Origin of the sequence: Streptomyces minutiscleroticus (genome assembly GCF_014650875.1) — a bacterium.
Taxonomy (GTDB): domain Bacteria; phylum Actinomycetota; class Actinomycetes; order Streptomycetales; family Streptomycetaceae; genus Streptomyces; species Streptomyces minutiscleroticus.
In genome coordinates, this window is the sequence record NZ_BMVU01000001.1 from 328900 (window position 1) to 354833 (window position 25934).

At 76.5% G+C, this 25934-nt stretch carries 22 protein-coding genes; 6 read left to right on the forward strand and 16 right to left on the reverse strand.

The window, feature by feature from the left end; all coding sequences use genetic code 11:
* Nucleotides 1-774, forward strand: coding sequence for a hypothetical protein (locus IE271_RS01310; protein WP_190188209.1), 774 nt, complete (start codon nucleotides 1-3; stop codon nucleotides 772-774).
* A gap of 174 nt (nucleotides 775-948) precedes the next feature.
* Here the strand turns inward: IE271_RS01310 and IE271_RS01315 are convergent, their stop codons facing one another.
* A complete protein-coding gene (locus IE271_RS01315) occupies nucleotides 949-1395 on the reverse strand; it encodes a DnaJ family domain-containing protein (RefSeq protein ID WP_190188210.1) in 447 nt (148 codons plus the stop codon).
* A 126-nt stretch (nucleotides 1396-1521) separates the two neighbouring features.
* Here IE271_RS01315 and IE271_RS01320 point away from each other — a divergent pair, with 126 nt between their 5' ends.
* Nucleotides 1522-1917: a hypothetical protein gene (locus IE271_RS01320; RefSeq protein WP_190188211.1), complete on the forward strand. Its 396-nt coding sequence runs from the start codon at nucleotides 1522-1524 to the stop codon at nucleotides 1915-1917.
* 47 nt (nucleotides 1918-1964) lie between these two features.
* Here IE271_RS01320 and IE271_RS01325 read toward each other — a convergent pair whose 3' ends face one another.
* Complete coding sequence (locus IE271_RS01325) at nucleotides 1965-2633, reverse strand: O-methyltransferase (RefSeq protein ID WP_190188212.1); 669 nt, start codon at nucleotides 2631-2633, stop codon at nucleotides 1965-1967.
* Nucleotides 2634-2688: 55 nt separating this feature from the next.
* Nucleotides 2689-4116 (reverse strand): glycine betaine/L-proline transporter ProP, encoded by a 1428-nt coding sequence (proP, locus tag IE271_RS01330; protein WP_190188213.1) that lies wholly within the window; start codon nucleotides 4114-4116, stop codon nucleotides 2689-2691.
* A gap of 400 nt (nucleotides 4117-4516) precedes the next feature.
* Here proP and IE271_RS01335 point away from each other — a divergent pair, with 400 nt between their 5' ends.
* A complete protein-coding gene (locus tag IE271_RS01335; protein ID WP_190188214.1) occupies nucleotides 4517-6733 on the forward strand; it encodes a bifunctional glycosyltransferase 87/phosphatase PAP2 family protein in 2217 nt (738 codons plus the stop codon).
* Here IE271_RS01335 and IE271_RS01340 read toward each other — a convergent pair.
* From IE271_RS01340 to IE271_RS01375, 8 genes are all read right to left on the reverse strand, one after another.
* Nucleotides 6687-8318 (reverse strand): DUF8823 domain-containing protein, encoded by a 1632-nt coding sequence (locus IE271_RS01340; RefSeq protein ID WP_373308681.1) that lies wholly within the window; start codon nucleotides 8316-8318, stop codon nucleotides 6687-6689. The two genes, IE271_RS01335 and IE271_RS01340, sit on opposite strands and share 47 nt — an antisense overlap.
* Nucleotides 8319-8542: 224 nt before the next feature.
* A complete protein-coding gene (locus IE271_RS01345) occupies nucleotides 8543-9400 on the reverse strand; it encodes an ECF transporter S component (protein ID WP_190188555.1) in 858 nt (285 codons plus the stop codon).
* A gap of 194 nt (nucleotides 9401-9594) precedes the next feature.
* Nucleotides 9595-11628, reverse strand: a complete 2034-nt coding sequence (locus IE271_RS01350) for an ABC transporter ATP-binding protein (protein WP_190188215.1) — start codon at nucleotides 11626-11628, stop codon at nucleotides 9595-9597.
* Nucleotides 11625-12815, reverse strand: a complete 1191-nt coding sequence (locus IE271_RS01355; RefSeq protein ID WP_190188216.1) for a CbiQ family ECF transporter T component — start codon at nucleotides 12813-12815, stop codon at nucleotides 11625-11627. The genes IE271_RS01350 and IE271_RS01355 overlap by 4 nt, the downstream gene beginning before the upstream one ends.
* Before the next feature lie 15 nt (nucleotides 12816-12830).
* On the reverse strand, nucleotides 12831-13511 hold the full coding sequence (locus IE271_RS01360) for an SCO2322 family protein (protein WP_190188217.1): 681 nt from the start codon (nucleotides 13509-13511) through the stop codon (nucleotides 12831-12833).
* The gene (locus tag IE271_RS01365) at nucleotides 13508-14755 is read right to left on the reverse strand and encodes an SCO2321 family membrane protein (protein ID WP_190188218.1); all 1248 of its coding nucleotides are present in this window, start codon (nucleotides 14753-14755) and stop codon (nucleotides 13508-13510) included. The genes IE271_RS01360 and IE271_RS01365 overlap by 4 nt, the downstream gene beginning before the upstream one ends.
* A 346-nt stretch (nucleotides 14756-15101) precedes the next feature.
* Complete coding sequence (locus IE271_RS01370) at nucleotides 15102-16187, reverse strand: PP2C family protein-serine/threonine phosphatase (protein ID WP_190188219.1); 1086 nt, start codon at nucleotides 16185-16187, stop codon at nucleotides 15102-15104.
* A 445-nt stretch (nucleotides 16188-16632) separates the two neighbouring features.
* Nucleotides 16633-17277 (reverse strand): TetR family transcriptional regulator, encoded by a 645-nt coding sequence (locus IE271_RS01375; protein ID WP_190188220.1) that lies wholly within the window; start codon nucleotides 17275-17277, stop codon nucleotides 16633-16635.
* A gap of 225 nt (nucleotides 17278-17502) precedes the next feature.
* On the opposite strand from IE271_RS01375, the gene IE271_RS01380 reads away from it, so the two are divergent.
* Genes IE271_RS01380 through IE271_RS01390 form a run of 3 tightly spaced genes read left to right on the forward strand, consistent with a single transcriptional unit; the run spans nucleotide 17503 to nucleotide 20716 of the window.
* Complete coding sequence (locus IE271_RS01380; protein WP_190188221.1) at nucleotides 17503-18921, forward strand: glycosyltransferase family 4 protein; 1419 nt, start codon at nucleotides 17503-17505, stop codon at nucleotides 18919-18921.
* Nucleotides 18915-19649, forward strand: a complete 735-nt coding sequence (locus tag IE271_RS01385) for a class I SAM-dependent methyltransferase (protein WP_190188222.1) — start codon at nucleotides 18915-18917, stop codon at nucleotides 19647-19649. Before IE271_RS01380 ends, IE271_RS01385 begins: the two co-directional genes overlap by 7 nt.
* Nucleotides 19646-20716: a prenyltransferase gene (locus IE271_RS01390; RefSeq protein WP_190188223.1), complete on the forward strand. Its 1071-nt coding sequence runs from the start codon at nucleotides 19646-19648 to the stop codon at nucleotides 20714-20716. The genes IE271_RS01385 and IE271_RS01390 overlap by 4 nt, the downstream gene beginning before the upstream one ends.
* Nucleotides 20717-20828: 112 nt before the next feature.
* Here the strand turns inward: IE271_RS01390 and IE271_RS01395 are convergent, their stop codons facing one another.
* The 5 genes from IE271_RS01395 to IE271_RS01415 all read right to left on the reverse strand — a co-directional run bounded on the left by IE271_RS01395 (nucleotide 20829) and on the right by IE271_RS01415 (nucleotide 25856).
* Entirely contained in the window at nucleotides 20829-21116 is a 288-nt protein-coding gene (locus IE271_RS01395; RefSeq protein ID WP_190188224.1) for a hypothetical protein, read from the reverse strand.
* A gap of 187 nt (nucleotides 21117-21303) precedes the next feature.
* The gene (locus IE271_RS01400) at nucleotides 21304-22149 is read right to left on the reverse strand and encodes a DUF5336 domain-containing protein (protein ID WP_190188225.1); all 846 of its coding nucleotides are present in this window, start codon (nucleotides 22147-22149) and stop codon (nucleotides 21304-21306) included.
* Between the two features lie 193 nt (nucleotides 22150-22342).
* On the reverse strand, nucleotides 22343-23281 hold the full coding sequence (locus IE271_RS01405) for an N-acetylmuramoyl-L-alanine amidase (protein ID WP_190188226.1): 939 nt from the start codon (nucleotides 23279-23281) through the stop codon (nucleotides 22343-22345).
* 10 nt (nucleotides 23282-23291) lie between these two features.
* Complete coding sequence (locus IE271_RS01410) at nucleotides 23292-23954, reverse strand: class I SAM-dependent methyltransferase (RefSeq protein ID WP_190188227.1); 663 nt, start codon at nucleotides 23952-23954, stop codon at nucleotides 23292-23294.
* Between the two features lie 153 nt (nucleotides 23955-24107).
* The gene (locus IE271_RS01415; RefSeq protein WP_190188228.1) at nucleotides 24108-25856 is read right to left on the reverse strand and encodes an MFS transporter; all 1749 of its coding nucleotides are present in this window, start codon (nucleotides 25854-25856) and stop codon (nucleotides 24108-24110) included.
* Nucleotides 25857-25934: the final 78 nt, after the last annotated feature.

The following is a 25934-nucleotide window of genomic DNA, read 5'->3' on the forward strand; positions in this document are numbered from 1 at the left end:
ATGACGGAGAACACGCCGGACGCGCGCACGTCCCGTCCCGGAACCGGTGGGCAGGGGCGGACGAACCCCGCCGACGGTCCCGGCCGCGACACGGCGCCCCACGGCATACCGCGGCAGACCCCGGCCGCCGGCGCGACGGCGCCCGGGTACGAGGGCGGCGTGGCCGCCACCGGTGCCGCCGACCGGCCGTACGACACGGCCGGGACGAGCGGCACCACGTCCGCGGCCGGTACGACGCCCGCGACCGGCGCCGGGTCCGGTCCCGCCCGGGGCGCGGGCGCCGGCCCCCGGACGGACGGGACCGCGCACGGCGCCCACCGGGACGGCTCTCCGGAGACGGGCGCCGGCACGGGCACGGGCGTGGCCCCGGAAGCCGCCGAGGCCGCGGTCTCGCGGGTCCGGGAGAGCGCCGCGGCGCACGGCTCCGGCCACGACGGCGGTGTCCCGACGGGCGCCGAGGACGGTGTCCGGACGGGGACCAGGACCGGTGCCGGGACGGGCGGTTCGGTCATCGCGCGCGAGGAGACCGACGAGCTGGAGCGGCAACTGCACCACGCCGTCGCCGGTTTCGTGGACGAGCCGCGGGCCTCGGTGGAGGAGGCCGACCACGTCCTGCAGGAGGTCGCGGCCCGCTTCACGGACGCCGTCGACCGGCGCCGCCGGTCCCTCCGCACGTCCTGGCAGGCCGCCGGCGACGGGAAGACCGACACCGAGCAGCTGCGGCTGGCCCTGCGGGACTACCGCGAACTCGCGGAGCGCCTGCTGAAGGTGTGATCACGGGCCGGGGTGCGATTCCGCCCCCGGAGGTGTGATCACGCCCGGGTGCGGGCGTGCGGGACGCGCGCCGCGCGCGCGACGGGGCTCCGGCCCGGAACGGTCACCGTTCCGGGCCGGAGCCCCGTCGCGTCGGCGGGACCGGCGGCCGGGGCCCGCCGCACCCGTCCGGTCTCAGTCCGGGCCCGCCCCGCCGCCGTCCCGCGCGCGGCTTCCGGGGCCTTCGCGGCGCTCGCGCCGGTCGCGCAGCACCGCCTCCACGTCGTACGGCTTCATGCCCAGCGGCGGGCCGGGCGGCGGCCTGAACATCATGTCGCGGATCTTGACGTTGACGTCCTCGACGATCCTCCGGGCGGCCCGCTCGGACGGCGCGGCCAGGGCGGCCGCCGGCGCGTCCTCCGCCTTCTTGCGCAGCGCGAGCGTGGGCGGCAGGACGGACAGCCCCTCGCGGGCCGTCTTCCGCTTGACCCACCACATCTCGTCGTACGCGGTGTCGGCGCCGCCCGGCAGGGGCTTGCCCGCGCCGGGCAGGCGGGCGAAGTCGCCGCGCCGCTCCGCCTCGCGGATCTGACGGTCGACCCAGGACTCGAAGCCGACCCCGGGGGGTTTGCGCTCGGTCATGGGTCCATTCTGCCGGACGGTGCGCGCCCGGGCGATTTATCATGCGGCGGCGACGCGTGCCCGGCGGCCCCGAACCGCCCCTCGGCGCGCGCCGGTTCGAACGGCGGGAACTGCGAAGGAGCGCACGTGCTCGAACTCACCATGGCCTCGGTCTCCGGGGCGGACGCCGGGGCGACGGCCGGCATGCTGATGGCCGACGCGCCGAGCGATCCCGGAGCCGTGCTGCGGGTGGGCCGCGACGCGAGCGTGTGCCGCCTCGCGACGCCCGACGACTGGCTGTTCGTCTCCCGCGTCCACCTGGAGTTCCTGTGCGGCCCGGAGGGGACGTGGCAGGTGACGTGGCTGCGCGGCTCGCAGGACGACCCGTCCGCCGAGGTGCGGATCGGCCTCACCGGCGAGGACGTGCGGCTGCTGCCGTACGGGAGCACCCTGCCGCTGCCCCGGGGCGCGTCCGGTGAACTCGTCATCCAGGACCGCACCGGACCGCGCAGCGTGAACGTGGGCTTCTTCCACGAGGTGTGAGACCGGGACGCCCCGGCCTCCGGGAGGCCGGGGCGTCCCGCGTCCCGTCACGGCAGGACGCGGGCCAGCGCGAAGCCGTCGTAGCCCTTGCCGCCCACCGTCTGCAGGGCCGTCGCGGTCAGCTTCGGGTGGCCGGAGACGAGTTCGAGGGCCGCGCGGGTGCCGCGCACGGCCGGGTCCTCGCCGGCCGGGTCGACGACCCTGCCGTCGCGCACGACGTTGTCCAGGACGATCAGCGAGCCGGGGCGGGTGAGCCGCAGCGCCCACTCCACGTACGGCGGGTTGTTCACCTTGTCGGCGTCGATGAAGACCAGGTCGAACGGGTCCGGCTCCTCCTTCGCCAGGGCGGCCAGCGACTCCAGGGCCGGTCCCACGCGGACCTCCGCGATGCCGTCCAGGCCGGCGCGGGCGAGGTTGCCGCGCGCGACGCCGGCGTGGACCGGGTCGTACTCCAGCGTGATCAGGCGGCCGTCGGCCGGGAGGGCGCGGCCCAGCCAGATGGTGCTGTAGCCGCCGAGGGTGCCGATCTCCAGGATCCGCCGCGCGCCCTGGATCTGCGCCAGGAGCTGGAGCAGCTTGCCCTGGGCGGGGGTGACGTTGATGGACGGCAGGCCCGCCGCCTCGCTGTCGCGCAGCGCGGCGGTCAGGACGTCGTCGGACAGGGCGAGGAGGGTGGTGAAGTAGTCGTCCACGTCGTTCCAGACGGACTCGCTCATGCACCGTGCCTTTCGTCTGCCTAGTTAGCGGCGCTAACTAGTTTCCCTCGCGAATCTAGTCCCGGAGCGGACCCGGGGCCAGTGCATTCGGGGACTTCGGGCGTGCCCGGTGCGCGGCCGGGCAGCGCTCCACCGAGGGTGCCGACCCCGGCAGCGGGCGGCCCGCCGACTCCGCCATGAACCAGACGGCCACGCCGCCCACCACGGCGGCGGCCATCATGTAGTACGCGGGCGTCATCATGTCCCCGGTCGCGCCGATGAGGGCCGTGACGGCCAGGGGCGTCGTGCCGCCGAAGAGGGACACCGAGACGTTGAAGCCGATGGACAGGGAGCCGTAGCGGACCCGGGTCGGGAACAGCGCGGGCAGCGCCGAGGGCATCGCCGAGGTGAAGCAGACCAGGAGCAGGCCGAGCGCGGCCGTGCCGAGGGCGACGGCGAGGAGGCTGCCCTGGCGGATCAGCAGCAGGGCCGGGACGGACAGGACGAGGAAGCCCAGGCAGCCCGCCGCGATCACCGGACGGCGGCCGACCCGGTCGGTGAGGGCGCCCGCGAACGGCTGCACGACCATCATCAGCGCCATCACGGCGAGCACCACCAGCAGCCCGTGCGTCTCGTCGTACCTCAGCTCGCTGGTCAGGTAGCTCGGCAGGTACGACAGGAGCATGTAGTCGGTGACGTTGAAGACCAGCACCAGGCCGACGCAGAGCAGCAGCGCCCGCCACTGGCCCGCGACCGTCTCGCGCAGCGGCACCTTCGGGCGCTCGCGCTCGGCCCTGTCCGCCTCGGCCGCGAACGCCGGGGTCTCCTCCAGGCGCGTCCGCAGGTACAGGCCGATCAGGCCCATCGGGCCCGCGACCAGGAACGGCAGGCGCCAGCCCCAGGAGAGCAGGTCGTCCTCGGAGAGCAGCGCGGTGAGCAGGGTGACGAGGCCGGCGCCGCCGATGTAGCCGGCCAGCGTGCCGAACTCCAGCCAGCTGCCGAAGAAGCCGCGCCGCTCGTCGGGGGCGTACTCGGCGATGAAGGTGGAGGCGCCCGCGTACTCGCCGCCGGTCGAGAAGCCCTGCACGAGGCGGGCCGCGAGCAGCAGCAGCGGGGCGCCGACGCCGATCGACGCGTACGACGGGATCAGGCCGATCGCGAAGGTGCCCGCCGCCATCATGATCATGGTGAGGGCGAGGACCCTCCGGCGGCCGACGCGGTCGCCGAGCGGGCCGAAGACCAGGCCGCCGAGCGGGCGCACCAGGAAGGCGGCGGCGAAGGCGCCGAACGTGGACAGCAGCTGCGCGGTGGCGTCGCCGGACGGGAAGAAGACCTTGCCCAGGGTCACCGCGATGTAGCTGTAGACGCCGAAGTCGAACCACTCCATCGCGTTGCCGAGGGCGGCCGCCCGCACCGCGCGCCTGACCAGCGCGGGGTCGGTGGCGGTGACGTCGGGCCGGTCGGGGGCCCCGGTCCTGGGTGCGACGGTGGTTGCGGTCGCCAAGATCCGCTCGCCTGCCTCTCTTCGGGAACACGGACGGGCCCGCTGCGCGGAAACCGCGAGGCCGGCGGGCCGAAAATCGACCATAGGCACATCGTTGTCAGCACGTTGCGTGACGGCGTCGCGGCGCAGGGCGCCGAAAGGCCGCGCGAACAGGGGTGATGTGACCTGCGAAAACCGACAGGTGCACACTCCGTTGTGACTCATGTCGCGCCCTTCGGGTGGAACCGCGCGCACACCCGGGGCATCTTCAACCGGACAAAACCCAGGGGGACGCCAGGTGAAGCAGGGGTTGCCCGCGTCTCACAGCGGGGGTGGTGCGAGCCTCTTAGGGTTCGGACAGCGGACAACGCGGTGAACCCGCGGAAACACGAGGGACGGGAACGGGGAGGGCCGACGGCGCGTGGCGAACGTGGAACACACCGGACGACCGGGTGACGCCTTCGGGACGGGGGCCGGCGACCCGGCGCGGGCACGGCTGAGCGCGGTCCGCGCCGGCCTCTGGCTGATCGCCGCCGTCCTGGCCGTGCGGCAGCTCGCCGCCGTCCTCGGCACACCCAGGGGCGACCGCCTGACGGACCTGGAGACCTGGGTCGGGCCGGAAGGCGTCCTGCACGTGAACGGGTCGCTGTACGACTCGACCCGCTTCACCGGCACCCCCTTCGGCGGACTCGTCCTCAAACCGCTCACCCGGGCCGCCGAGCAGGCCCTCGGCTGGGGCTGGACCTTCGGCACGCTGCTGCTGGTCGTCGCGATCGGTCTGATCGCCGCGCGCGCCCTGCCGCAGCCGGTGACCCGGCGCACGGCCCTGCTCGCCGCCCCGGTCGCGATCAGCCTGCTGATGCTGTCGCTGCCGGTGCGCAACACGCTGCACCTCGGCCAGACCAGCATCATCCCGGTGCTCCTCGTCCTGCTCGGCTGCCTCACCGTGCGCGGTGAGCGCGCGAGCGGCGTGCTCATCGGCGTCGCCGCCGCGCTCCAGCCGGCCGTGCTGCTCTTCGCGCCGCTGCTGTGGTTCACCGGCCGCCGCCGCGCCGCCCTGTCCGCCGGCGCCACCTTCGCCGTCTGCACCGCGCTCGCCTGGGCCGCGATGCCGCGCGACTCCATGACGTACTGGGTGCACCACCTGGCCGGGGTCGGCCTCGGCGGACCGGCCGACGGGCTCGCCAACCAGTCCCTGCACGGCGCGCTGCTCCGGTCCGGCCTCACCGGCCCGCTGGAGATCGCCCTGTACGCGCTGCTCGCCGCGGCCGTCGCCGTCGTGGGCCTGCGCCGCTCCGTGCGCTACGCGCGCGACGGGCAGCTGCTGCTCGCCGTCGCGCTCACCGGCTGCGTCGCCGTCGCCGTCTCGCCCACCACCTGGCGGCACCAGCTGCTGTGGGTGCTGTTCGCGCTGGTCGGCCGGGTCGGCAGACGGGCGTCCGACCGCTACGTGTGGCCGGTCGCGGTCGTCCTCGTGATGACGCTGCCGGCCACGATGATGCTGCCGAACATGCCCGTGCTCCACCCGCTGCGCGACAACGTGGTGCTGCTGGCCGCGCTCGCCGCCGCCTGCGCCGTCCCCTTCCTGGCCCGCAGCTCCCCCTACTACACGGCCCCGGTCCCCACCGAGTACGCGCCGCCCGCGCCGGGCCGCCGGCGCCTCGTGCCGCTGCCGCCGTTCCTGCGCCGGGTCCTCACCCGCCCCAACCTGCTCCTCGAACTGCTCCTCATCCGCGTCGGCTACTCCGCCTACCAGCAGGTCCGGCTCGCCGCCGCCGACGAGGGCAGCGCGGACGCCCGGGCCACCGCCGAGCACCACGGCGACCAGCTCCTGTCGCTGGAGCGGTTCCTGGGCATCGACATCGAGCACACCGTCAACCACGCGGTCGTCGGCGTCGGCTGGCTGCGCCACTTCTTCGACTTCTACTACGAGTCGTTCCACTTCGTCGTGCCGCTGACCGTGCTCGGCGTGCTGTACGCGCGCCGGCCCACCGAGTACCGCTGGGCCCGCTCGGCGCTGGGCTTCGCCACCCTGCTCGCCCTGGTCGGCTTCTGGCTCTACCCGCTGGCCCCGCCGCGCCTGATGCCGCACCTCGGCGTCATCGACACCGTCCACGGCGTCCAGGACTTCTCCAAGCCGGACTACGGCACCCTCACCGCGCTGACCAACCAGTACGCGGCCATGCCCTCGCTGCACTTCGGCTGGTCGCTGTGGTGCGGCCTGGTGATCGCGATCCTCGCCCCGAAGGCGTGGATGAAGGCCCTCGGACTGCTGCACCCGCTGTTCACCGTGTCGGCGATCGTGGCGACCGGCAACCACTGGGTGCTCGACGCCGTGGGCGGCGCCGCCGTCGTCGGCGCGGGCTTCGGGCTGACCCACCTGCTCCAGGGCCCGCGCGCCCGCACGCCCCGCCCGGCCGTCGCGACGGTCGGCGGGGGCGGTGCGACCGCCGCGGCCGGTGCGACCGTCCCGGAGGGCAGGAGCGCTCCGGGCGGCGGGCCCGCCCCGAGCGGTGCGGCCGCACCGGACGGCGGGGCCGGCACGCATGCCGGGGCCGGCACGGACGGCGGCGCCGCACCGGACGGCGGGGTCAGCACGGGCAGACCCGGGTCCGCGAAGGACCGTACTCCGAGCTGATCCGGTACTCGCCCGGCCCGGGCACCGTCAGCCGGGTGAACTCGCCGCTCCGACCCAGGCAGCCGCCGCCCCCGGCGCGCAGCCACGGCGAGTACGCGATCCGCACGGTGACCGAGCCGGGCCGGTCCATCCGCACCACGAGCCCGGCGGCCGTGGCCCGCACCACCGCGGCGGGGGAGGACGCCAGCGGCTCCGCGCCGCGCACCCGGTACACCCGCCAGTGCGCGTCCCGCCACACCGGCTCCAGCCAGTCGGGCCCGCCGCGCACCAGCCGCGCCTCCGCCCGGGCGGAGGCGTCGGGCCGCCCGGAGGGCAGCACCACGAGGCCGACCGCCCACCGGTCCAGCCACGCCCGGTACGTCGCCGCCGAGAACGTCCCGTCGTAGAAGAGGCGGCCCCGCTCGACGTCCAGCCGCCGGTCCCAGCCGCGCGCCAGGTTCACGTACGGGGCCAGCGCGGCGGCCTCGCGGTGGTCGCGGCCCGGCACCACCTCGACCCGGGTCCGGTCCGCGCCCAGCCGCTCCAGCGCGCGTACCACGCCCCGCGTGTCGCGGGCCCAGGCCGGTACCGGCACGGAGACCGCCAGGCCGTCGGCCGTCTCCCGGCCCACCCAGGCCACCGAGCACACCAGCGCCGTCACGAGCGCCACCCGCCGGTGCCGGCCGCCGGGCGCCGCCACCAGCGCGGCCAGCAGCACGGCCGGGGCGAACAGCTCCGCGAGCCGCCCCACGTCCGTGCCGACCGGCGAGGGCACCAGGTACGTCAGCGCCGCGCAGGCCGCGTACACCGCCGCGCCCCAGCGCGGCACCCGCCACTCGCGCGGCGCGAGCACCACCACGGCCGCGCAGCACAGCACCGGCCCCCACAGCGCGGCCGCCGGCACCACCTGCCCGCCGCGGGACGGGAACAGCACCGCCGTGAACGCCAGGACCGCGGCCGGCGGCACCAGCAGCGCGGCGGCGCGCCGCCGGTCGCGGGCGAGCCCGTACCCGGCGCCCGCGACCGCGAGGAACAACCCGGCGACCGGGCTCGCCGCCGTCGCCAGCACCGCGCACAGCGCCGCGGGCGGCAGCCGGCGCCGGCGTGCCAGCAGCACGCAGGAGGCCAGGCCGAGCGCGGCCCCGAGCGCGAAGGCGGTCCGCCCCGAGGCGGCGTTGCACCACAGCCCGAGGGACGCCAGCAGCGCGGGGCCCAGCGGGCGGCGCGGCACGGCGCGCGCCAGCAGGACCGCGGCCGGCCAGGAGGCCGCGAGACCGGCCGCGACCGTGACCGTCCGGACCCCGAGCACGGCCGTGACGTACGGCGACACGAGGCCCTGGTCGGCGGTGTGCGTCCCGCCGTACCAGAACAGGCCGTACGCCGAGCCGCCGTGCCGGGCCGCGAAGTCCGCCCACGCCTCCTGCGCCGCGAGGTCCCCGCCGCCGGTGGCGAGGAACACCCACCACACCGCGTACGCCGGCAGCGCGGCCAGGACGGCCGTCAGCGGGACGCGGTGCCGGTGGCAGAACGCGCGGACCCGGTGCGGGACTCTCCCGCGCGGCGGGAGGGCCGGACGGGCGGGGGACAGCTCGGCGGCGGGGACCACGGGTCGGCGCTTCCGGTCGACGGCTACGGGGGTGCGTACCTGGTGCGGGGGTGCGTACCTGTCGTTCCTGTCGCTGTGCCGGCGGGCCCGCCACGGGGGCGCGTGCCTGCCGTTCCGCACCGGAAGACGGCGGGCCGGGCGGGGCCGTTGACCGCTTTTCGGCCGGAGACGCGGCAAGGGGCGCGGGCACGGCGGGGGGCGGCGGCCCGCTGCGAGGGGAACGGCTACAGCGGGTCGCGGCCGGATGCGACCGGCGCCGCACCGGAGGCGTCCTCCGCGCGGGCGCCCTCCTCGAAGGCGACGGGCGCCTCGAAGGAGGCCCGGCGCGTGGCGCGGCGCAGGGCCTTGAGGACGGCCGGTCCCAGGAGCAGGGTCAGGGTCACCGTGACGACCGCCCGGCCCAGGTCCCAGCCGAGCGAGGTGGCCAGGCAGTACGCGGCGAAGCGGACCAGGTCGGCGGAGAGGGGGGCGTCCGGGTCGTAGGCGATCGAGGAGGCCAGTCCGTTCAGGAAGGGCCAGCCCGCGAGGTTCGTCATCGTCCCGTACGCGAAGGCGGCGGCGAAGCCGTAGGCGGCGAGCAGCAGCAGCTCGCCGCGGCCGCGCAGCCGCTCCGCGCCCGGCAGCAGCCCCGCTCCCATGGCGAACCAGCCCATGGCCAGCATCTGGAACGGCATCCACGGGCCGACCCCGCCGGTGAGCAGCGCGGACGCGAACATCGTCAGGGAGCCGAGGACGAAGCCGAAGCCCGGCCCGAGGACGCGCCCGCTCAGCACCATGAGGAAGAACATCGGCTCGATCCCGGCGGTCCCGGCCCCGATCGGGCGCAGCGCCGCGCCGGTCGCGGCGAGCACGCCCAGCATGGCGACGGCCTTCGCGCCGAGCCCGGACTCCGCGACGGTCGCGGTGACCACCCCGACCAGCAGCACCAGCAGGCCCGCGAAGAGCCAGGGCGCGTCCTGCGCGTGCGCGGCGACCTGCGACCCGGGGCCCGCGACGAGCGGCCAGAGGAACGCGGCCAGACCCACGGCGCTGACGAGGAGCAGGGCGGCGACGGACCGGGGGCCGAGCCGGACGGCCCGCACCCGGGCCCGGCGCCCGGGGCCGGCCGCGGACGGGGCCGCGCCGCGCGGACGTCCGGCCCGGCCGCCGTGCGGGCCTCCGCCCGTGCGGGCGCCCGTGCTTCCGCCCGAGCCGCCGCGCGTGCCGGTGCCGGTGCCCGCGGCCGTGCCGGCGTTCCCGCCGCCGTGCGCGCCCGTCCTTGCGCCGTCGTCCCGGCTCACGCGTCCGCCTCCCCGTCCCCGGCGGCCCCCAGGGCGGCGCGGACCTGGGCGACCGTCAGCCAGCGCTGCGGCGCCAGCACCTTGGTGACCTGCGGGGCGAAGGACGGGGAGGCCAGGACCACGTCGTCGGCCGGGCCGTCGGCGACCCGCTCGCCGTCGGCGAGGATCACCACGCGGTGCGCCAGCTCCGCGGCGAGCTCCACGTCGTGGGTCGCCAGGACGATGGCGTGCCCGTCGGCGGCCAGCCCGCGCAGGACCGCGACCAGCCGGGCCTTCGCCGCGTAGTCCAGGCCGCGGGTCGGCTCGTCCAGCAGGAGCAGCGGGGGCCGGGCCGCCAGCACCACGGACAGCGCGAGCGCCAGCCGCTGGCCCTCGGACAGGTCCCGCGGATGCGCGTCGTCGCCGACGCCCGGCAGCAGCCGGGTCACCAGCGCCCGGCAGGTGCCCGGCGCCGCCCCCGCGTCCCGGTCGGCGGCGGCGCACTCGGCGGCCACCGTGTCCGCGTACAGCAGGTCGCGCGGCTCCTGCGGCACGAGGCCGACCAGGCGCACGAGGTCGCGCGGCGCCGTCCGGTGCGGTGCCGCACCGCCGACGCGCACCCGGCCCGCGGCCGGTTCGACCAGCCCGACGAGGGCGCTCAGCAGCGTGGACTTGCCCGCGCCGTTGCGCCCCATCAGCGCGACGGTCTCGCCGGCCGCGACGTCCAGCGCGACCCCGCGCAGCGCCTCGACGCGTCCGCGCCGGACGACGAGGCCCTCGACGGAGGCGGCGGGCGCGGGACCGGCGGCCCCCGGCCCCGCGGTGGGCGGGGCGGCCGCCGGCCCCGCGGTGGGGGAGGCGGCGGTGGCACGGCCGCGGAACAGGCCCGCGCGCAACCCCGCGAGCAGCCCCGGGCGACGCGGCCCGGCCCCCGCGGCGGTCCCGCCCGGCGCGGACGCGGGCCCGTCCGCCCCGGTGGCCGAGGGGGCGCCCGGCCCCGTGGCCCCGAGGCCGCCGGACCCGGCCGCCCCGGGACCTGACGGGCCCGCGGCCGTCCGTCCCCCCGGCGTACCGGGGACGGGCCCGGCCGGTGTTCCGTGCGTCGGCGGCACCGCGGCCGCGGTGCGGGACGGGTGCGTGGCCACCCGGGAGCCGGGGGCGCCGGGGCCCGCTTCGGCCGGTGCCCCGCCCGGCGTTCCGTGCGCCGGCGGTTCCGGTGGCCCGTCCGGTGCCACCCGCGCCAGCCGCTCCCGCAGCGCCCCGGCCCGCCGCCGGGCGTCCCGCACCGTCAGCGGCAGGGGCGACCAGCCGGCGAGCCGGCCCAGGGACACCACCGGCGGGTGGACCGGGGAGACCGCCATGACCTCGGCCGGCGTGCCCGTCACGGGGGCGGCGCCGGGGGCGGGCAGCAGGACGACCCGGTCGGCGTGGTGCACGACGCGCTCCAGGCGGTGCTCGGCCATGAGGACCGTCGTGCCGAGGTCGTGCACGAGGCGCTGGAGCACGGCGAGCACCTCCTCGGCCGCCGCCGGGTCGAGCGCCGAGGTCGGCTCGTCCAGGACCAGCACCCTGGGGTGCGGGGTGAGCACGGACCCGATCGCCACCCGCTGCTGCTGGCCCCCGGAGAGCGCGGCGACGGGCCTGTCCCGCAGGTCGGCGAGGCCCAGCAGGTCCAGGGTCTCCTCGACGCGCCGCCGCATGACGTCCGGGGCGAGCCCGAGCGACTCCATGCCGTACGCGAGCTCGTCCTCGACCGTGTCGGTGACGAAGTGGGAGAGCGGGTCCTGGCCCACCGTGCCGACCACGTCGGCGAGTTCGCGGGGCTTGTGCAGGCGGGTGTCGCGGCCCGCGACCGTCACCCGGCCGCGCAGCGTGCCGCCCGTGAAGTGCGGCACGAGCCCGCTCACCGCGCCGAGCACGGTCGACTTGCCGACGCCGGACGGCCCGACGAGCAGCACCAGTTCGCCCTCGGGGACGGTCAGGTCGACCCCTCGGACGACGGGTGCGTCCTGCCCGTCGTACGTCACGGAGACGTCCTCGAAACGGATCATGACGGCTCCCTGGGGATCGGGGCGGCGAACGCGGGGACCAGGCCCAGCAGGACCGCCGCGGCCGGCCACAGGGGCAGGACCGGCGCGGTCAGCGGGACGACGGAGGGGTGCAGGGCGGCGGAGCCGTACGCGCCGGCCAGGAGCGGCAGGACCGCGGCCGCCGCGCCGGAGGCGGCGACCAGCCAGGCGCGCACGCCCCACGCGTCGGGCCGGTAGCGGGTGCGCGGCGAGCGGCGGCCGCCCAGCCACAGCCCGGCGAGCACCGCGGCCGTCCCGGCGAGCAGCAGGGGCGGCCCGTACCCGGAGCCGTCCGCGGTGAGCAGCCCGTACGTGCCCGCGCAGACCGCGGCCAGGCCGCCCAGGGTGAGGACGGCGGTGGTGCGGCGGACGGCGGCCGGAACCGGCAGCGTGCGCCCGTACCCGCGCGCGTCCATCGCCGCCGCGAGGGCCACCGAGCGCTCCAGGGCGCCCTCCAGGACCGGCAGTCCGACCTGGAGCAGTCCGCGCAGGCCCCGGTCCGGGCGGCCGCGCAGCCGGCGCGCGGCCCGCAGCCGCCGCACGTCCGCGATCAGGTTCGGCGCGAAGGTGAGGGCGACGACGGCCGCGACGCCCGCCTCGTACAGGGCGCCCGGCAGGGACTTCAGCAGCCGGGCCGGGTGGGCGAGGGCGTTCGCGGCCCCCACGCAGATCAGCAGGGTGGCCAGCCGCAGCCCGTCGTACAGGGCGAAGACCACGCCCTCGGCGGTGACCCGGCCGCCGATCCGGACGCCCTGCGCCCAGCCGGGCAGCGGCACCTCGGGCAGGGTGAGGAGGGTGTGCGTGCCGGGGACGCCGGAGCCGAGCAGGACGGCGAAGGCCAGCCGGACGCCCAGCACGGCGAGGGCGAGGCCGACGAACGCGCCGTAGGAGCGCGACCAGGGCGCCCGGGTGCGGCGGGCCGCGACGACGTAGCAGACCACGCCGACGACCAGGGCGAGCAGCAGCGGGTTGGTGGTGCGGGACGCGGTGGCGCCCAGGCCGAGGGCCCAGAGCCACCAGGCGCCCGCGTGCAGGGCGTTGGACCGGTGGGCCTCAGGGGCGCGCGGGAACCACCGGGCCCGGGGCCCCGCGCCGGTGTCCCGCACGGCCGCGCGGGACACCGCGGTCCCCGGGGTTCTCCGGTCCCTTCGGTCCTTCGGAGGCTTCATGGGGGAACGTGCCTCCTAGCCGCGGCGCCGCCGCGCCTGCCACACGCCGGCGGCGCCGAGCACGGCCACGACGGCCACGCCCGCGACGATCCCCACCGACGGGCCGCCGGCGTCCGGCGACCCGGCCGGGGACGCGGACGAGGCGTCCGTGCCCCGGGCGTCCGCGCCGCCGCCGTCCGGTACCCGCTCGCCGCACCCCGTACGGGGATATCCGGCGATGGCGCACAGCAGCGCGTTGGCGTCGTAGCGCAGCGGCGGGGCGACGGCGGCCAGCGCGTCCGCCGTCGTCGCGTCCTCGGCGACGCTCGCGCAGGCCGTCCGCGGCCGCGGCGGCGTCCCGCCCGGCGGGGCGTCCGCGGCCGTGCCGAAGTCGAGGACCAGCGCGATCCGCTTGCGGTCCGCCCGCTTTGGCGTCCGCGCGCAGATCGGCGCGAAGCGCGCGGCCCCGCGCGGCCGCGCGGTGTCCCCGGCGCCCCCGGACTCCCCGGCGTCCGCGCTCACGGCGAACCGGAACCCCTGCACGGAGCCGTCCGCGGGCCGCGAGGACGCGGGCCCCTGTGTCGCGTACACCCACGAGCCGCCGTCCCGCTCCCAGAAGGACCAGTAGCGGTAGCCGGCCGCCTGCGCGGGCGCGGCCGCGGCGAGCACGGCCACGACGAGCCCCGGGACCAGCGCGCACACGCGGCGGCGGGTCACGGCCGCCGCCTCCCGCCGCGCAGGCTCAGCAGCAGGCCGCCGAGCACGCCGACGGCCAGGCCGCCGCCGATGAACCAGCCGACGGAGACCCCGTCGTCGCCGGTCTCCGCCGCGGCGGTCCGCTCGCCGGAGGCACGGGGCGCGGGACCGGTGGCGTTCAGCCGCTCGACGAGGTCGGTGCCGCCGAAGTCGCGCGGGTCGGCGCCGGTGGCGTGCGCGGCGAGGACCAGCTGGGCGTACGCGGCCGGGCCGCTCTTCGCCGCCCAGGACGCGGCGTTCTCCTCCAGCCAGGTCAGCGGTTCGCCGGCGTCGGCCGTGCGGCCCGCGGCGGCGAGCGCGACGACCGCGTCGGCGGTGTTGCCGTAGTCGGGCCGGTCCTCGGCGCCGGGCAGGGCGGAGGTCAGGTGCCCGTCGGCGGCCAGCGCGCCGGCGAGGTACGCGGCGCCGTTGCGCGCGGCGTCCGCCGCGGTGGACCCGGCGGCGCACCCGCCGCCGGCCTCCTCCTGCCCCGTCTCGCCCTTCTCGCCCTTCTCGTCCTTCCCGGACTTCCCGGGCGCGACCACGAAGCCCTCGCCCAGGGCGCCGAGCACGCCCGCCGCCGTCGCGTCGGCGTTCGCCGTCAGCGCGCCGCCCTCGTCCGGCTGGAAGGCGAAGGCGCCGCCGCCGTCCCGGCCGCAGGGCACGGCGAGGGCGCGCAGCGCGTCGTAGGGGGACCTGCCGCCCGAGCGCACCTGCCGCGGCTCCTCACCGGCCGCCGCGAGCGCGCCGACCACGGCCGAGGTCGAGTTCGTGTCGCTGGCGCCGCCGGGGGTGTAGCCCCAGCCGCCGTCCTCGTTCTGCACGGACTTCAGCCAGGTCACGGCCTTGCCGGTGGCCGCGTCGTGGCCGCCGAGCGCCGCCAGGGCCTGGACGGCGGCGGCGGTGCTGTTGGTGTCGACGGCCGTCTTCGCGTCGCACGCCGCGTCCGGGTCGGCGCGGTAGGGGGCGAAGGCGCCGTCCGCGCACTGCTGCCCGGCCAGCCAGCCGACGGCCGCGGCGGCGGGCGCCACGCCGGCGGTGTCCTGGGCGAGCAGCGCGAGCGACTGCCGCCACACGCCGTCGTACGTCGGGTCCCCGCTGCCGTACAGGGCGGAGGGGAGCTCCGGGGACGCGGAGGGGGACGCGTCGGCGAGGGCCGCCGGCGCGAGGGCCGCGCCGATCACGGCGGTGGCGGCCAGGACCGCGGCGCTGCGGCGGACGAACATGATCGGCGGGTGCCTCTCCCTGCGAGGAGCCGGGCGGCACGGGCCCGCGGGGCACCCGGCGGCTCGGCTCCGGACGAACTCTCGACGGTGCCGGTCACCGGGGGGCCGGTGACGCGAGCCGGTCACGTCCGGGACGGGACGCACCGAACCCGCCGTCCGGAGGGACGGCATGCGACCTGGGTTTCCCCTGTGCGAACGGACCGGCGGCGCGGGAGGCGAGGTGCCGGGTGCGCACCGGCTCTCCCCCGTACGGGCGTGATGACGACCTGCCCACTCTACCGGCCCGCCGCCGGGTCCCCGAAGGGGAGGGCGGCACGGGACCGGTGCGGCGTCCGCGCCGCGGGTCTCAGAGCGCCGGCTGCGGGGCGGGGACGGACGTCTCCGCGGGCTGGCACAGCACCAGCGCCAGGTCGTCGCCGGGCGCCATGCCCGTGTGCTCCAGCAACCGTGCGTACAGCAGGTCGAGGGCGTCGTCGGGCAGCGGCTCGCGCAGCGCGAGGGCGGCCTCGCCGAGCAGCGGGAAGACGGCGCCCTGCGGGTCGCGCGCCTCGGTGACGCCGTCGGTGTAGAGCAGCAGCCGGTCGCCCGGCTGGAGGCGCACCCGGTACTGGCGGGGCTCCGGGCCCAGGCCCAGCGGCGTGGTCGGCACGGCCGGTTCGAGGAACTCGACGCGCCGGCCCGAGCGCAGCGGCGCCGGGTGGCCGCAGTTGACCAGCCGCACCTCGCCCGGCGCGAACTCGGCGAGGACCGCCGTGACGAAGTCCTCGGGGCCCAGCTCCGGGGCGAGCCCGGCGTCGAGGCCCGCCGCGAGGGTGGGCAGGTCGGGAACCGTGTACGCCAGTTCGCGGAAGCCGGTGACCGTGCCGGCGGCCAGCCGGACCGCGTCCAGGCCGTGCCCGCGCACGTCCCCGACGAGGACCCGCAGCCCGAACGGCGTGACCGCCACGTCGTACAGGTCGCCGCCGGCCCGCGACTCGCGCGCGGCGCAGTGGTGGCGGGTGCACACGTGCGTGCCGCCGAGCCACCGGGACAGCGGCCGCAGGATCGCCTCCTGGGCGACCCGGGCCACCTCGCGGACCTCGCCGAGCGTCGCCGCGAGGCGCTCCTGCCGCCGGGCCGCGTGCACGGTGAGGCCGCAGGTCAGCAGCAGCCCGCCGTACCGGACGGCGAACCCGGGCGTGGTGACGGAGCCGTCGGTGACCCCGCCGGCCAGGCCGAGCAGCGCCGCCCAGCCGCACACCCGCGCGGTGGCCCGCGTCCCCGGCCGTGCGCAGGCCAGCAGCGGGCCCGCGGACAGCAGCGCGGTCAGCGGGGGGAGCCGGTCGAGGAGCAGGTCCGCCGCGGCGATCAGCGTGCAGACGAGCCAGGGGAGGAGCGGTGCGCGGAACCGCACCCGTCCCGGTGCCGGCCGCTCCCGGACGCCGTCCCCCATGACTCCCCAGCCTCCTCAGCCTTCCAGAGGCCGTTCCGCACCGCACCCGACGATCTCGACTATCCCCCTCCTCACCTGCGCCGATGAACCATTGATCGGTTTCGGCCGCAATGTGCCCGGAAGTGATGGGGCCCGGTGATCCTTCTGAACGAGTCCCCCGACCGTCGTACGGCGTACGGGCGGCCCGCCCGGACTCGCCCGGCCTCGTCGCCCGCCGCCGCCACGAGCTGTGCGTACGCGCCGGGATCGGCGACGCGGCCTACGACGAGACCCACCGGGAAGGGCTGTCGATGTCGTACGAGGCGGGCCCGGCGTACGCGGTGGACGACGGGGGTGACCCGTACCGGGCGCCCTGCGCACGCGCGTACACCGGCTCGCCGGCGGCCGCGAGGACCGCAAGGACCGGGCTGACCGGGCTGACCGGGCGCGGGGAGGGCCGCGGGGGTCAGGCGCGGGCGGCCGGGTCGGCGGGGTCGATCAGCCGGCACGCCGTCTCGATGTCCGTGCGCACCTGCGCGATCGAGGCGCGCCCCGACAGCCAGGCGATCAGCGCCGAGTGCCAGGTGTGCTCGACGACCCGGACCGCCGCCAGCTGCCGGGGCGCGGGGTCGTCCAGGCCCATGGCGTCCAGGACGATCGCCGTCGTCTGCCGTGAGACCTGCTCCACCTCGGGGCTGACGCTGCGGTCCGCGAAGGTCAGGGCGCGCACCATCGCCTCCGCGAGGCGCGGCTCGCGCTGCAGCGCGCGGAAGGCCCGCATCAGCGTCTCCGCGACCCGCTCCGCCGGGGTGTCGCCGGCCGGCGGCCGCCTGCGCAGCGTGGCGTGCAGCTCCGCGAGCTGGTCCTGCATCACGGCGACCAGCAGGTGCACCTTGGACGGGAAGTAGCGGTACAGCGTGCCGAGCGCGACCCGGGAGGACTCGGCGACCGCCCGCATCTGCACGGCCTCGTAGCCGCCCCGGCCCGCGAGGCGGGCGCTCGCCCGCAGGATGCGGCGGCGGCGGGCCTCCTGGCGCGCGGTGAGCGGCGCACCGGACGGCGGCGGGGGCGAGGGGGCGGCCGCTCGCGCGGTCTTGGCTTGCGCAGGCATCGCGTGGGTCCCGTTCCGTGACGTTCGTGCGGCGGTTCGGCGTGAGGGCGGTGGAGGTGCCGGCAGCGTAGACCCGCGCCGTGGCGGGAATCACCTGATCCAACGCTCACCGGCGGGCTACCTGCCGGTAGATTCGATGCTCCTCGAACGATCAAGTCTGAAACTTGTTCTACATTACCGTCCGAAGTAATCTCGCGGGAAAATGCTGGGAGAAGGGGTCCGAGAGTGACCGCTGAGGCCATGGAGGCGGGCCCCCGGGCGGGCTCGGCCGCCGACCGCGGCAGACCGCTGCGCATCGCGCTCCTCACCTACAAGGGGAACCCGTTCTGCGGCGGCCAGGGCGTCTACGTACGGCATCTCTCCCGCGAACTCGCCCGCCTCGGCCACCACGTCGAGGTCATCGGCGCGCAGCCCTACCCCGTGCTCGACGTCCTGGACGGCGACCGCGTCTCGCCGCTCCTCACCGAGCTGCCCAGCCTGGACCTGTACCGCCAGCCGGATCCTTTCCGCACGCCCCGGCGCGAGGAGTACCGCGACTGGATCGACGCGCTCGAGGTCGGCACGATGTGGACCGGCGGCTTCCCCGAGCCGCTGACGTTCTCCCTGCGCGCCCGCCGCCATCTGCGCGCCCGGCGCGGCGACTTCGACGTCGTGCACGACAACCAGACGCTCGGCTACGGCCTGTTGGGCGACCTCGGCGCGCCGCTGGTCACCACGATCCACCACCCCATCACCGTGGACCGACGACTGGAACTGGACGCGGCCGAGAACCGGCGGCGCAGGATGTCCGTGCGCCGCTGGTACGCCTTCACCCGCATGCAGAAGCGGGTCGCGCGCCGGCTGCCGTCCGTGCTCACCGTCTCCGGCAGCTCCCGCAGGGAGATCACCGAAGACCTCGGAGTGCGGCCCGACCGCGTCCACGTGGTCCACATCGGCGCCGACACCGACCTCTTCTCGCCGGACCCGGCCGTCGCGCAGGTGCCGGGGCGCATCGTCACCACCTCCAGCGCCGACGTGCCCCTCAAGGGACTGGTGTACCTGGTCGAGGCGCTGGCCAAGGTGCGCACCGAGCACTCCGGCGCCCACCTCGTCGTCGTCGGCAAGAGGCCCGCGGACGGGCCCGTCGCGCAGGCCGTGGAGCGCTACGGCCTCGCGGGCGCCGTGGAGTTCGTGAAGGGCATCTCCGACGCCGAACTCGTCGACCTGGTGCGCTCGGCCGAGGTCGCCTGCGTGCCCTCCCTCTACGAGGGCTTCTCGCTGCCCGCCGCCGAGGCCATGGCGACCGGCACGCCGCTGGTGGCCACGACCGGCGGCGCCATCCCGGAGGTCGCGGGCGCGGACGGCGAGACCTGCCTGGCGGTGCCGCCCGGCGACGCCGGCGCGCTGGCCGCCGCGCTCGGCCGGCTGCTGGGCGACGCCGAGCTGCGGGCCCGGCTCGGCGCCGCGGGCCGCGCACGCGTCCTGGAGCGGTTCACCTGGGCCCGGGCGGCCGAGGGCACCGTCGGGCACTACCGGGAGGCGATCGCGCGCTCCGCCGCGGGCCGGGGCGCCCGCCCGGCCGTCCCCGCCGCACCCGACGACGTCCCGCAAGCAGGCGGCGACCCCGCCGGAACCCCCGACCGCGAAAGCAGGGCCACGTGCTGACCGTCGACTTCTCCCGCTTCCCCCTCGCACCGGGCGACCGGGTCCTGGACCTCGGCTGCGGGGCCGGCCGGCACGCCTTCGAGTGCTACCGGCGCGGCGCCCGGGTGGTGGCCCTGGACCGCAACGGCGAGGAGATCCGCGAGGTCGCCAAGTGGTTCGCGGCGATGAAGGAGGCGGGCGAGGCCCCCGAGGGCGCCACCGCCACCGCCATGGAGGGCGACGCGCTCGCGCTGCCCTTCCCCGACGAGTCCTTCGACGTCGTCATCATCTCCGAGGTGATGGAGCACATCCCGGACGACAAGGGCGTCCTCGCCGAGATGGTCCGGGTGCTCAGGCCGGGCGGCCGCATCGCGGTCACCGTGCCCCGCTACGGCCCCGAGAAGGTCTGCTGGGCCCTGTCGGACGCCTACCACGAGGTCGAGGGCGGCCACATCCGCATCTACCGCGCCGACGAGCTGCTCGGCAAGATGCGCCAGGCGGGCCTGCGCCCGTACGGCACCCACCACGCCCACGCGCTGCACTCCCCGTACTGGTGGCTGAAGTGCGCCTTCGGCGTCGACAACGACAAGGCGCTGCCCGTGCGGGCGTACCACAAGCTGCTGGTCTGGGACATCATGAAGAAGCCGCTGGCGACCAAGGCCGCCGAGCGCGCCCTGAACCCGCTGATCGGCAAGAGTTTCGTGGCGTACGCGACCAAGCCGCACCTGCCCCGGGTGGACGCTTCGTGACCACGCCCCGGACGGAGCACCTGGTCCTGGCCGGCGTGCTCACCGCGGAGCAGGCCGCGCGGACCGTCCGCGGCATCCTGGCCGTGCAGCGCGAGGACGGCGCGATCCCCTGGTTCCGCGGGCACCACCTCGACCCGTGGGACCACACCGAGGCGGCCATGGCGCTGGACGCGGCGGGCGAGCACGCGGCGGCCGAGCGGGCCTACGCGTGGCTCGCGCGCCACCAGAACGGGGACGGCTCCTGGTACGCGGCCTACGCCGACGGGGACGCCGGCGACGTCACCGACCGCGGGCGCGAGACCAACTTCTGCGCGTACGTCGCCGTCGGCGTCTGGCACCACTACCTGGCCACCGGCGACGACGCCTTCCTGGACCGCATGTGGCCCGTCGTGTACGCGGCCGTCGAGTTCGTGCTGCGGCTGCAGCAGGCGGACGGGCGGATCGGCTGGAAGCGCGAGGACGACGGCACCGACCGCGCCGACGCGCTGCTGACCGGCTGCTCCTCGATCCACCACGCGCTGCGCTGCGCGCTCGCGATCGCCGAGCAGCGCGAGGAGCCGCAGCCCGACTGGGAGCTGGCGGCGGGCGCGCTGCGGCACGCGATCCGGTGCCACCCCGAGCGGTTCCTCGACAAGGGCCGCTACTCGATGGACTGGTACTACCCGGTGCTCGGCGGCGCGCTGACCGGCGCCGAGGCCAAGGCGCGCCTGGACGCCGACTGGGACCGCTTCGTCGTGCCCGGCCTCGGCGTGCGCTGCGTGGACCCCAACCCGTGGGTCACCGGCGGCGAGTCGGCCGAACTCGCCCTCGCGCTGTGGGCGACGGGCGAGTCCGACCGGGCCCTGGAGATCCTGCAGTCCATCCGGCACCTGCGGGACGAGGAGAGCGGCCTGTACTGGACGGGCTACGTCTTCGAGGACCGGGCCGTGTGGCCGGAGGAGCTGACCGCGTGGACCGCGGGCTCGCTGCTCCTGGCCGTCGCCGCGCTCGGCGGCGACGAGGCCACCTGCGCCGTGTTCGGCGGCGACCGCCTGCCGTGGGGCCTCGACCCCGACTGCTGCGGGTGAGGGCCCGCCGCCGGTGAGGGGCTGAGGGCCGCGCCGGGCCGCTGCGCCGACGGCCGGGAGCGGCCCGCGTCCCGGTGGCCCGACGGGGCCGGTCACCCGGTGGCCGCGCGGGTCAGTGGCGCTGCATGCGGCCCGCGATCGCGTGGCCGACGAAGAGGTAGACCACCGCGGCCAGGCCGTAGCCCGCGACCACGCGCGCCCACTCCTCGTCGAAGGTGAACAGGTCACGCGACCAGCCGGCCAGCCAGGAGGCCGCGTCGTGGACGAACTGCACCAGGTCGTTGCCCCGGTTGGCGTCCAGCAGGTACATCAGGATCCAGAGCCCGAGTATCACCGCCATGACATCGGCCACGACGGCGATGACCCGGCCCGCTTGGTTGCCGCTGCGGTATCGAGACATGCCCGTCGTCTTGCCCCTCGCCTTCGCTTGAAACCCGAACGGCCGCCGTGCGCAAGGGAGATGGGGAGTCCGGCGGCGCCGAGTGTTCCTGACGCAACGTCAGGTGCGGGTGTGTCTCCAGGGGTACGGGAACGGCCCCCGCTCCTCGGAGCGGGGGCCGTGATGACCTCGGAACGGGAACCGCGGGTCAGCCGCGCTGGATGCCCGTGGTGTCCTGCAGGACGCCGCGGCGGCCGTCCTGCGTCTGGGCCACCAGGTGCGCGCCGCGCTGCTCGACGGCCAGGTACCAGGTGCCGGGCGCGAGTTCGGCGATCTGGCTGGCGGAGCCGTCCTCCGCGTACAGCGGGCGCGGCACCGGCACCGCGAACCAGAACGGCGAGAAGTCCGCGGCCGGCGGCTGCTGCTGCGCCTGCTGCGGGGCCTGGGCCTGCTGCTGCGGCTGACCGCCGTACGGCTGCTGCGCCTGCTGCGGGTGCGCGCCGTAGGGCTGGCCCGGCTGCTGCTGGGCGCCCGGGTAGCCGTAGCCGGCCGGGGGCTGCGCGCCGTAGGGCTGCGGGGCCTGCGGGCGCGGGGCGCCGACGAGGGCGGCCTTGAGCGCCGGGACCATGGGGGTGGCGATCGCGGCGGCGGCCATGAGGAGCGTGGCGATCAGGGCGAGGATCAGGCCGATGCCGGCGCTGATGCCGCCGTCGCCGCCGGTGCCGATGTTGTCCACGCCGCTCGGCGGGTCGACGACGTTGGCGAGGGCGCTCCACGCGGCGAAGACGGTGAGGGCGGTGCCGAAGGGGGCGAGCTCCAGGCCGGCGATCTTCGGGGCGCGCGGCAGACCGTGCGAGAGGACGACGAGGGCGGCGCCGACGATGCCCGCCAGGACGACGCCCATCAGGATCGGGCCGCTTCCCCAGGCGTTGGGGGTGTCGAGGCCGTCCGGGGCCGTGTCGATCGAGTAGATGTCGAGGAACGACGCGATGAACAGCAATACCGCTGCTCCGATCACCACGCCGTCGCCTCGAGTGAGGGAGCGGATATTCACTTCAGGTCCTTCGTCGGTCGTCTCGTCGTAGGTGGAGGCGTCGCTGTCACCGTGTCGCCCTCCGGGATCTCACCGTGTGATCTCACCGTCTGCCCTGGGCCGGGGGTTCGAAGCGCGGGGGTGGCCCCTCGTCGCAGGGATGACATTATCGTCCGGTCCGTGGGGGTGTCCGCCGGGTTCGACGGGCCGATCACTACCCTCGCAGGAAACTCACGATTCCCTCAGAGATCCCGTGCGCCGCTTTCTGCCGCCACGCCCCGCTGGTCAGCAGGGCGGCCTCCGCGCCGTCGCGCATGTTGCCGCACTCCAGGAAGACCTTGGGGACGGTCGACAGGTTGAGCCCGCCGAGGTCCGTGCGCACGTCGAGCCCCGTGCCCTCGCCGATGTAGTTCGACGGCGCCGCCCCGGTCTCGCGGCGGAAGCCGTCGGCGATGCGTTCGCCCAGGTCGCGGGAGGAGCCGACGATCGGCCGGGTGTCGGCGGCGCCCGCGTGCACCGGGCCGGGCAGGATCACGTGGAAGCCGCGGTTGCCGGCCGCCGAGCCGTCCGCGTGGATCGACACGACCGCGTCGGCGTGCGCCGCGTTGCCGATCCGGGCGCGCTCGTCCACGCACGGGCCCCAGTCGCGGTCGCCGTCGTGCGTCAGCCGCACGGTGGCGCCCTGCTCCTCCAGGAGCGCGCGCAGCCGGTGCGCCACGTCGAGGGTGAACCGCGCCTCGGCGTAGCCGTCGTTCGTCGACGTGCCGGTGGTGTCGCACTCCTTGCGGCCCGTCCCGATGTCCACCTGCTGGTTGATCTCGGAGGTGTGCCGGGAGTTGCCGGGGTTGTGGCCCGGGTCGATCACGACGACCTTGTGCGCGAGCGGCGACGGCGCCGAGTCGGACGGGGAGACCGGCGGCTCCGCCGGGTCCGGCCGCTTGCCGTCGTCCGGGCCGGCCGGGGAGGCGGGCGCCGCCTGCCGCGGCGTCTGCGGGGCGGCCCGCGCGGCACCGCCGTCGTCGCCGACCGCCTGCCACACCAGCCAGCCGGCCAGCGCCGTCGGCACGAGCGCGGCGGCCGTGACGGTCAGCGGCCTGCGCAGGAGACGGCGCGGCGGACGGGGAGGATCGAATTCCGGACCTGCGTACGACACGCCTGCGACTCTAACCGCGAGGCGGTACGGCCGTGCCCGTTCGGCGCAGGACGCGCAGCGTGTCGGTCGCCGAGACCTCGGTGAACCGCCCGGACTCCAGGGCCCGCAGGTACACCCGGTAGGGGGCCTGCCCGGTGAACTCGTCCAGCTTCTGCGGGAACACGTCGTGGATCAGCAGCAGGCCGCCCTCGGCCACGTGGGGCGCCCAGCCCTCGTAGTCGGCGCCCGCGTGCTCGTCCGTGTGGCCGCCGTCGACGAAGACCAGGCCGAGCGGCGTGCCCCACAGGGCGGCGATCTGCGGCGAGCGGCCGACGAGCGCGACCACGTGGTCCTCCAGGCCCGCCGCGTGCAGCGTCCGGCGGAAGGCCGGCAGGGTGTCCATCCGGCCCACCTCGGGGTCCACCAGCGACGGGTCGTGGTAGTCCCAGCCGGGCTGCTGCTCCTCGCTGCCGCGGTGGTGGTCGACGGTGAGGGCGGTGACGCCCGCCCGGCGCGCCGCGTCGGCCAGCAGGACCGTGGACCGGCCGCAGTACGTGCCGACCTCCAGCAGCGGCAGCCCGAGCCGTCCGGCCTCGGTGGCGGCCGCGTACAGCGCGAGCCCCTCGTGCACGGGCATGAACCCCTTGGCGGCCTCGAAGGCGGCGAGGATCTCCGGCTCGGGCGCGGCGTTCATGGGGTCCTCCGGTGGTGCGGGGTCGAAAGGCAGGGGACCGGGCGGTACGCGGCGGTCGGCGCCCATCGTGCCGTACGCCCCCGCCGCGGGAGGCGACGGGGGCGTACGGGAGGCGGGGCGCCGCGCGGCCGGACGGGCCGGCGGCCGGACGGGTCAGGCGGGGACGCCGCTCGTCTCGCCCGGGAGCTCCAGGTCCAGGTCGACCGGGAGGGCGCCGCCGGGGTGGGTGGCCGACGCGGCGAGCGGGGCGTGGCCCGCGGCGGTGGCGGCCAGCACGTACGGGCCGCCGGCGGGGATCGCGAGCGTGTAGCTGCCGTCCTCGCCGGAGAGGGTGGTGCCCGCCCGGCGGCCGCCGCGGTCGATCAGTGTGACCCTGGCGCGGGCGACCGGGGTGCCGCCGGCGGCGACGACCCGGCCGCGGAAACCGCCCCGGACGGGCCCGGCCGCGAGGTCCTGCCCGCTCGCCGGCTCCTCGCTGCTCGCGCGCAGCCGCGGCTTCTCGGCGCGGCGCGCGGGCAGGAACAGCGCGAGGACCAGGCCGACGAGGACCGCGCCCATGGCGATCAGGAAGGAGACGCGGAAGCCGTGCAGGGTGGGGACGGCGGTGCCGCCCATGTCCTGCGCGGTGTTCGCCAGCACCATGCCGATGACGGCGCTGGACACGGAGGTGCCGATGGAGCGCATCAGGGTGTTGAGGCCGTTGGCGGCGCCCGTCTCCGAGGCGGGCACGGCCCCGATGATCAGCGCGGGCAGCGAGGAGTAGGCCAGGCCGATGCCCGCGCCGAGGATCACCGAGACGAGGACCGTCTGCCAGGCGGCGCTCATCAGGCCGAGGCCCGCGCCGTAGCCGACCGCGATGACCAGCATGCCGACGATGAGCGTGACCTTGGGGCCGTACCGGGTGGACAGCCGGGCGTAGACGGGCGCCGTGAACATCATCGTCAGGCCGAGCGGCGCCACGCACAGACCCGCGACGACCATGGACTGCCCGAGGCCGTAGCCGGTGGCGGCGGGCAGCTGGAGCAGCTGGGGCAGGACGAGCGAGACGGCGTAGAAGGCGACGCCGACCATGATCGAGGCGAGGTTGGTCAGCAGCACCTCGCGGCGCGCGGTGGTGCGCAGGTCGACCAGCGGGGCGGCCACGCGCAGTTCCATCAGGCCCCACAGGAGGAGGACGGCGAGGGCCGCGCCGAACAGGCCCAGCGTGGTGGCCGAGCCCCAGCCCCAGTCGCTGCCCTTGGTGATCGGCAGCAGCAGGAGGACCAGCCCCGCGGAGAGGCCGAGGGCGCCCAGGACGTCGAAGGTGCCCTCGGCGCGCATCGGGGACTCGGGGACGAGGAGCAGGGTGAGGGCGATCGAGACGGCGCCCAGGCCCGCGGCGAGGAAGAACAGGGCGTGCCAGTCCGCGTGCTGGGCGACCAGCGCGGCGACCGGCAGCGCGAGTCCGCCGCCGACGCCGATGGAGGAGCTCATCAGGGCCATCGCCGAGCCGAGCCGCTCGCGCGGCAGCCCGTCCCGCATCAGGCCGATGCCGAGGGGGATCGCGCCCATCGCGAAGCCCTGGAGGGCGCGGCCCACGATCATCACCAGCAGATCGCTGGTGAATCCGCAGATCAGCGAGCCGACGACCATGACGGCCAGGCTCGCGAGCAGCAGCCGGCGCTTGCCGTACAGGTCGCCGAGGCGACCCATGATCGGTGTCGCGACGGCGCCCGCGAGCAGGGTCGAGGTCATCACCCAGGTGGCGTTGCTGGGCGCCGTGCCCAGCAGCTCGGGCAGGTCCTTGATGACCGGCACGAGCAGGGTCTGCATCACGGCGACAACGATGCCCGCGAAGGCGAGCACCGGGACCATGCCGGCGCCCGCGGTCCCGGGCTGCCGGTCCGTCGTCGTCTGCGTCATCGTGTGGGGCCTCCAGGCGGAAGTGAGAAGAAGCGAGAACGGAAACGAAAAAGGTTGAAAAGGTGCAAACAAGGTGGA

What these genes read in the sequence shown, in the direction of transcription:
- IE271_RS01415 (WP_190188228.1), bottom strand. Translation starts at nt 25,856, where the DNA reads ATGACGCAGACGACGACGGACCGGCAGCCCGGGACCGCGGGCGCCGGC.
- IE271_RS01395 (WP_190188224.1), bottom strand. Translation starts at nt 21,116, where the DNA reads ATGTCTCGATACCGCAGCGGCAACCAAGCGGGCCGGGTCATCGCCGTC.
- IE271_RS01365 (WP_190188218.1), bottom strand. Translation starts at nt 14,755, where the DNA reads ATGTTCGTCCGCCGCAGCGCCGCGGTCCTGGCCGCCACCGCCGTGATC.
- IE271_RS01325 (WP_190188212.1), bottom strand. Translation starts at nt 2,633, where the DNA reads ATGAGCGAGTCCGTCTGGAACGACGTGGACGACTACTTCACCACCCTC.
- IE271_RS01375 (WP_190188220.1), bottom strand. Translation starts at nt 17,277, where the DNA reads ATGCCTGCGCAAGCCAAGACCGCGCGAGCGGCCGCCCCCTCGCCCCCG.
- IE271_RS01310 (WP_190188209.1), top strand. Translation starts at nt 1, where the DNA reads ATGACGGAGAACACGCCGGACGCGCGCACGTCCCGTCCCGGAACCGGT.
- IE271_RS01370 (WP_190188219.1), bottom strand. Translation starts at nt 16,187, where the DNA reads ATGGGGGACGGCGTCCGGGAGCGGCCGGCACCGGGACGGGTGCGGTTC.
- IE271_RS01315 (WP_190188210.1), bottom strand. Translation starts at nt 1,395, where the DNA reads ATGACCGAGCGCAAACCCCCCGGGGTCGGCTTCGAGTCCTGGGTCGAC.
- IE271_RS01410 (WP_190188227.1), bottom strand. Translation starts at nt 23,954, where the DNA reads ATGAACGCCGCGCCCGAGCCGGAGATCCTCGCCGCCTTCGAGGCCGCC.
- IE271_RS01350 (WP_190188215.1), bottom strand. Translation starts at nt 11,628, where the DNA reads ATGATCCGTTTCGAGGACGTCTCCGTGACGTACGACGGGCAGGACGCA.
- IE271_RS01355 (WP_190188216.1), bottom strand. Translation starts at nt 12,815, where the DNA reads ATGAAGCCTCCGAAGGACCGAAGGGACCGGAGAACCCCGGGGACCGCG.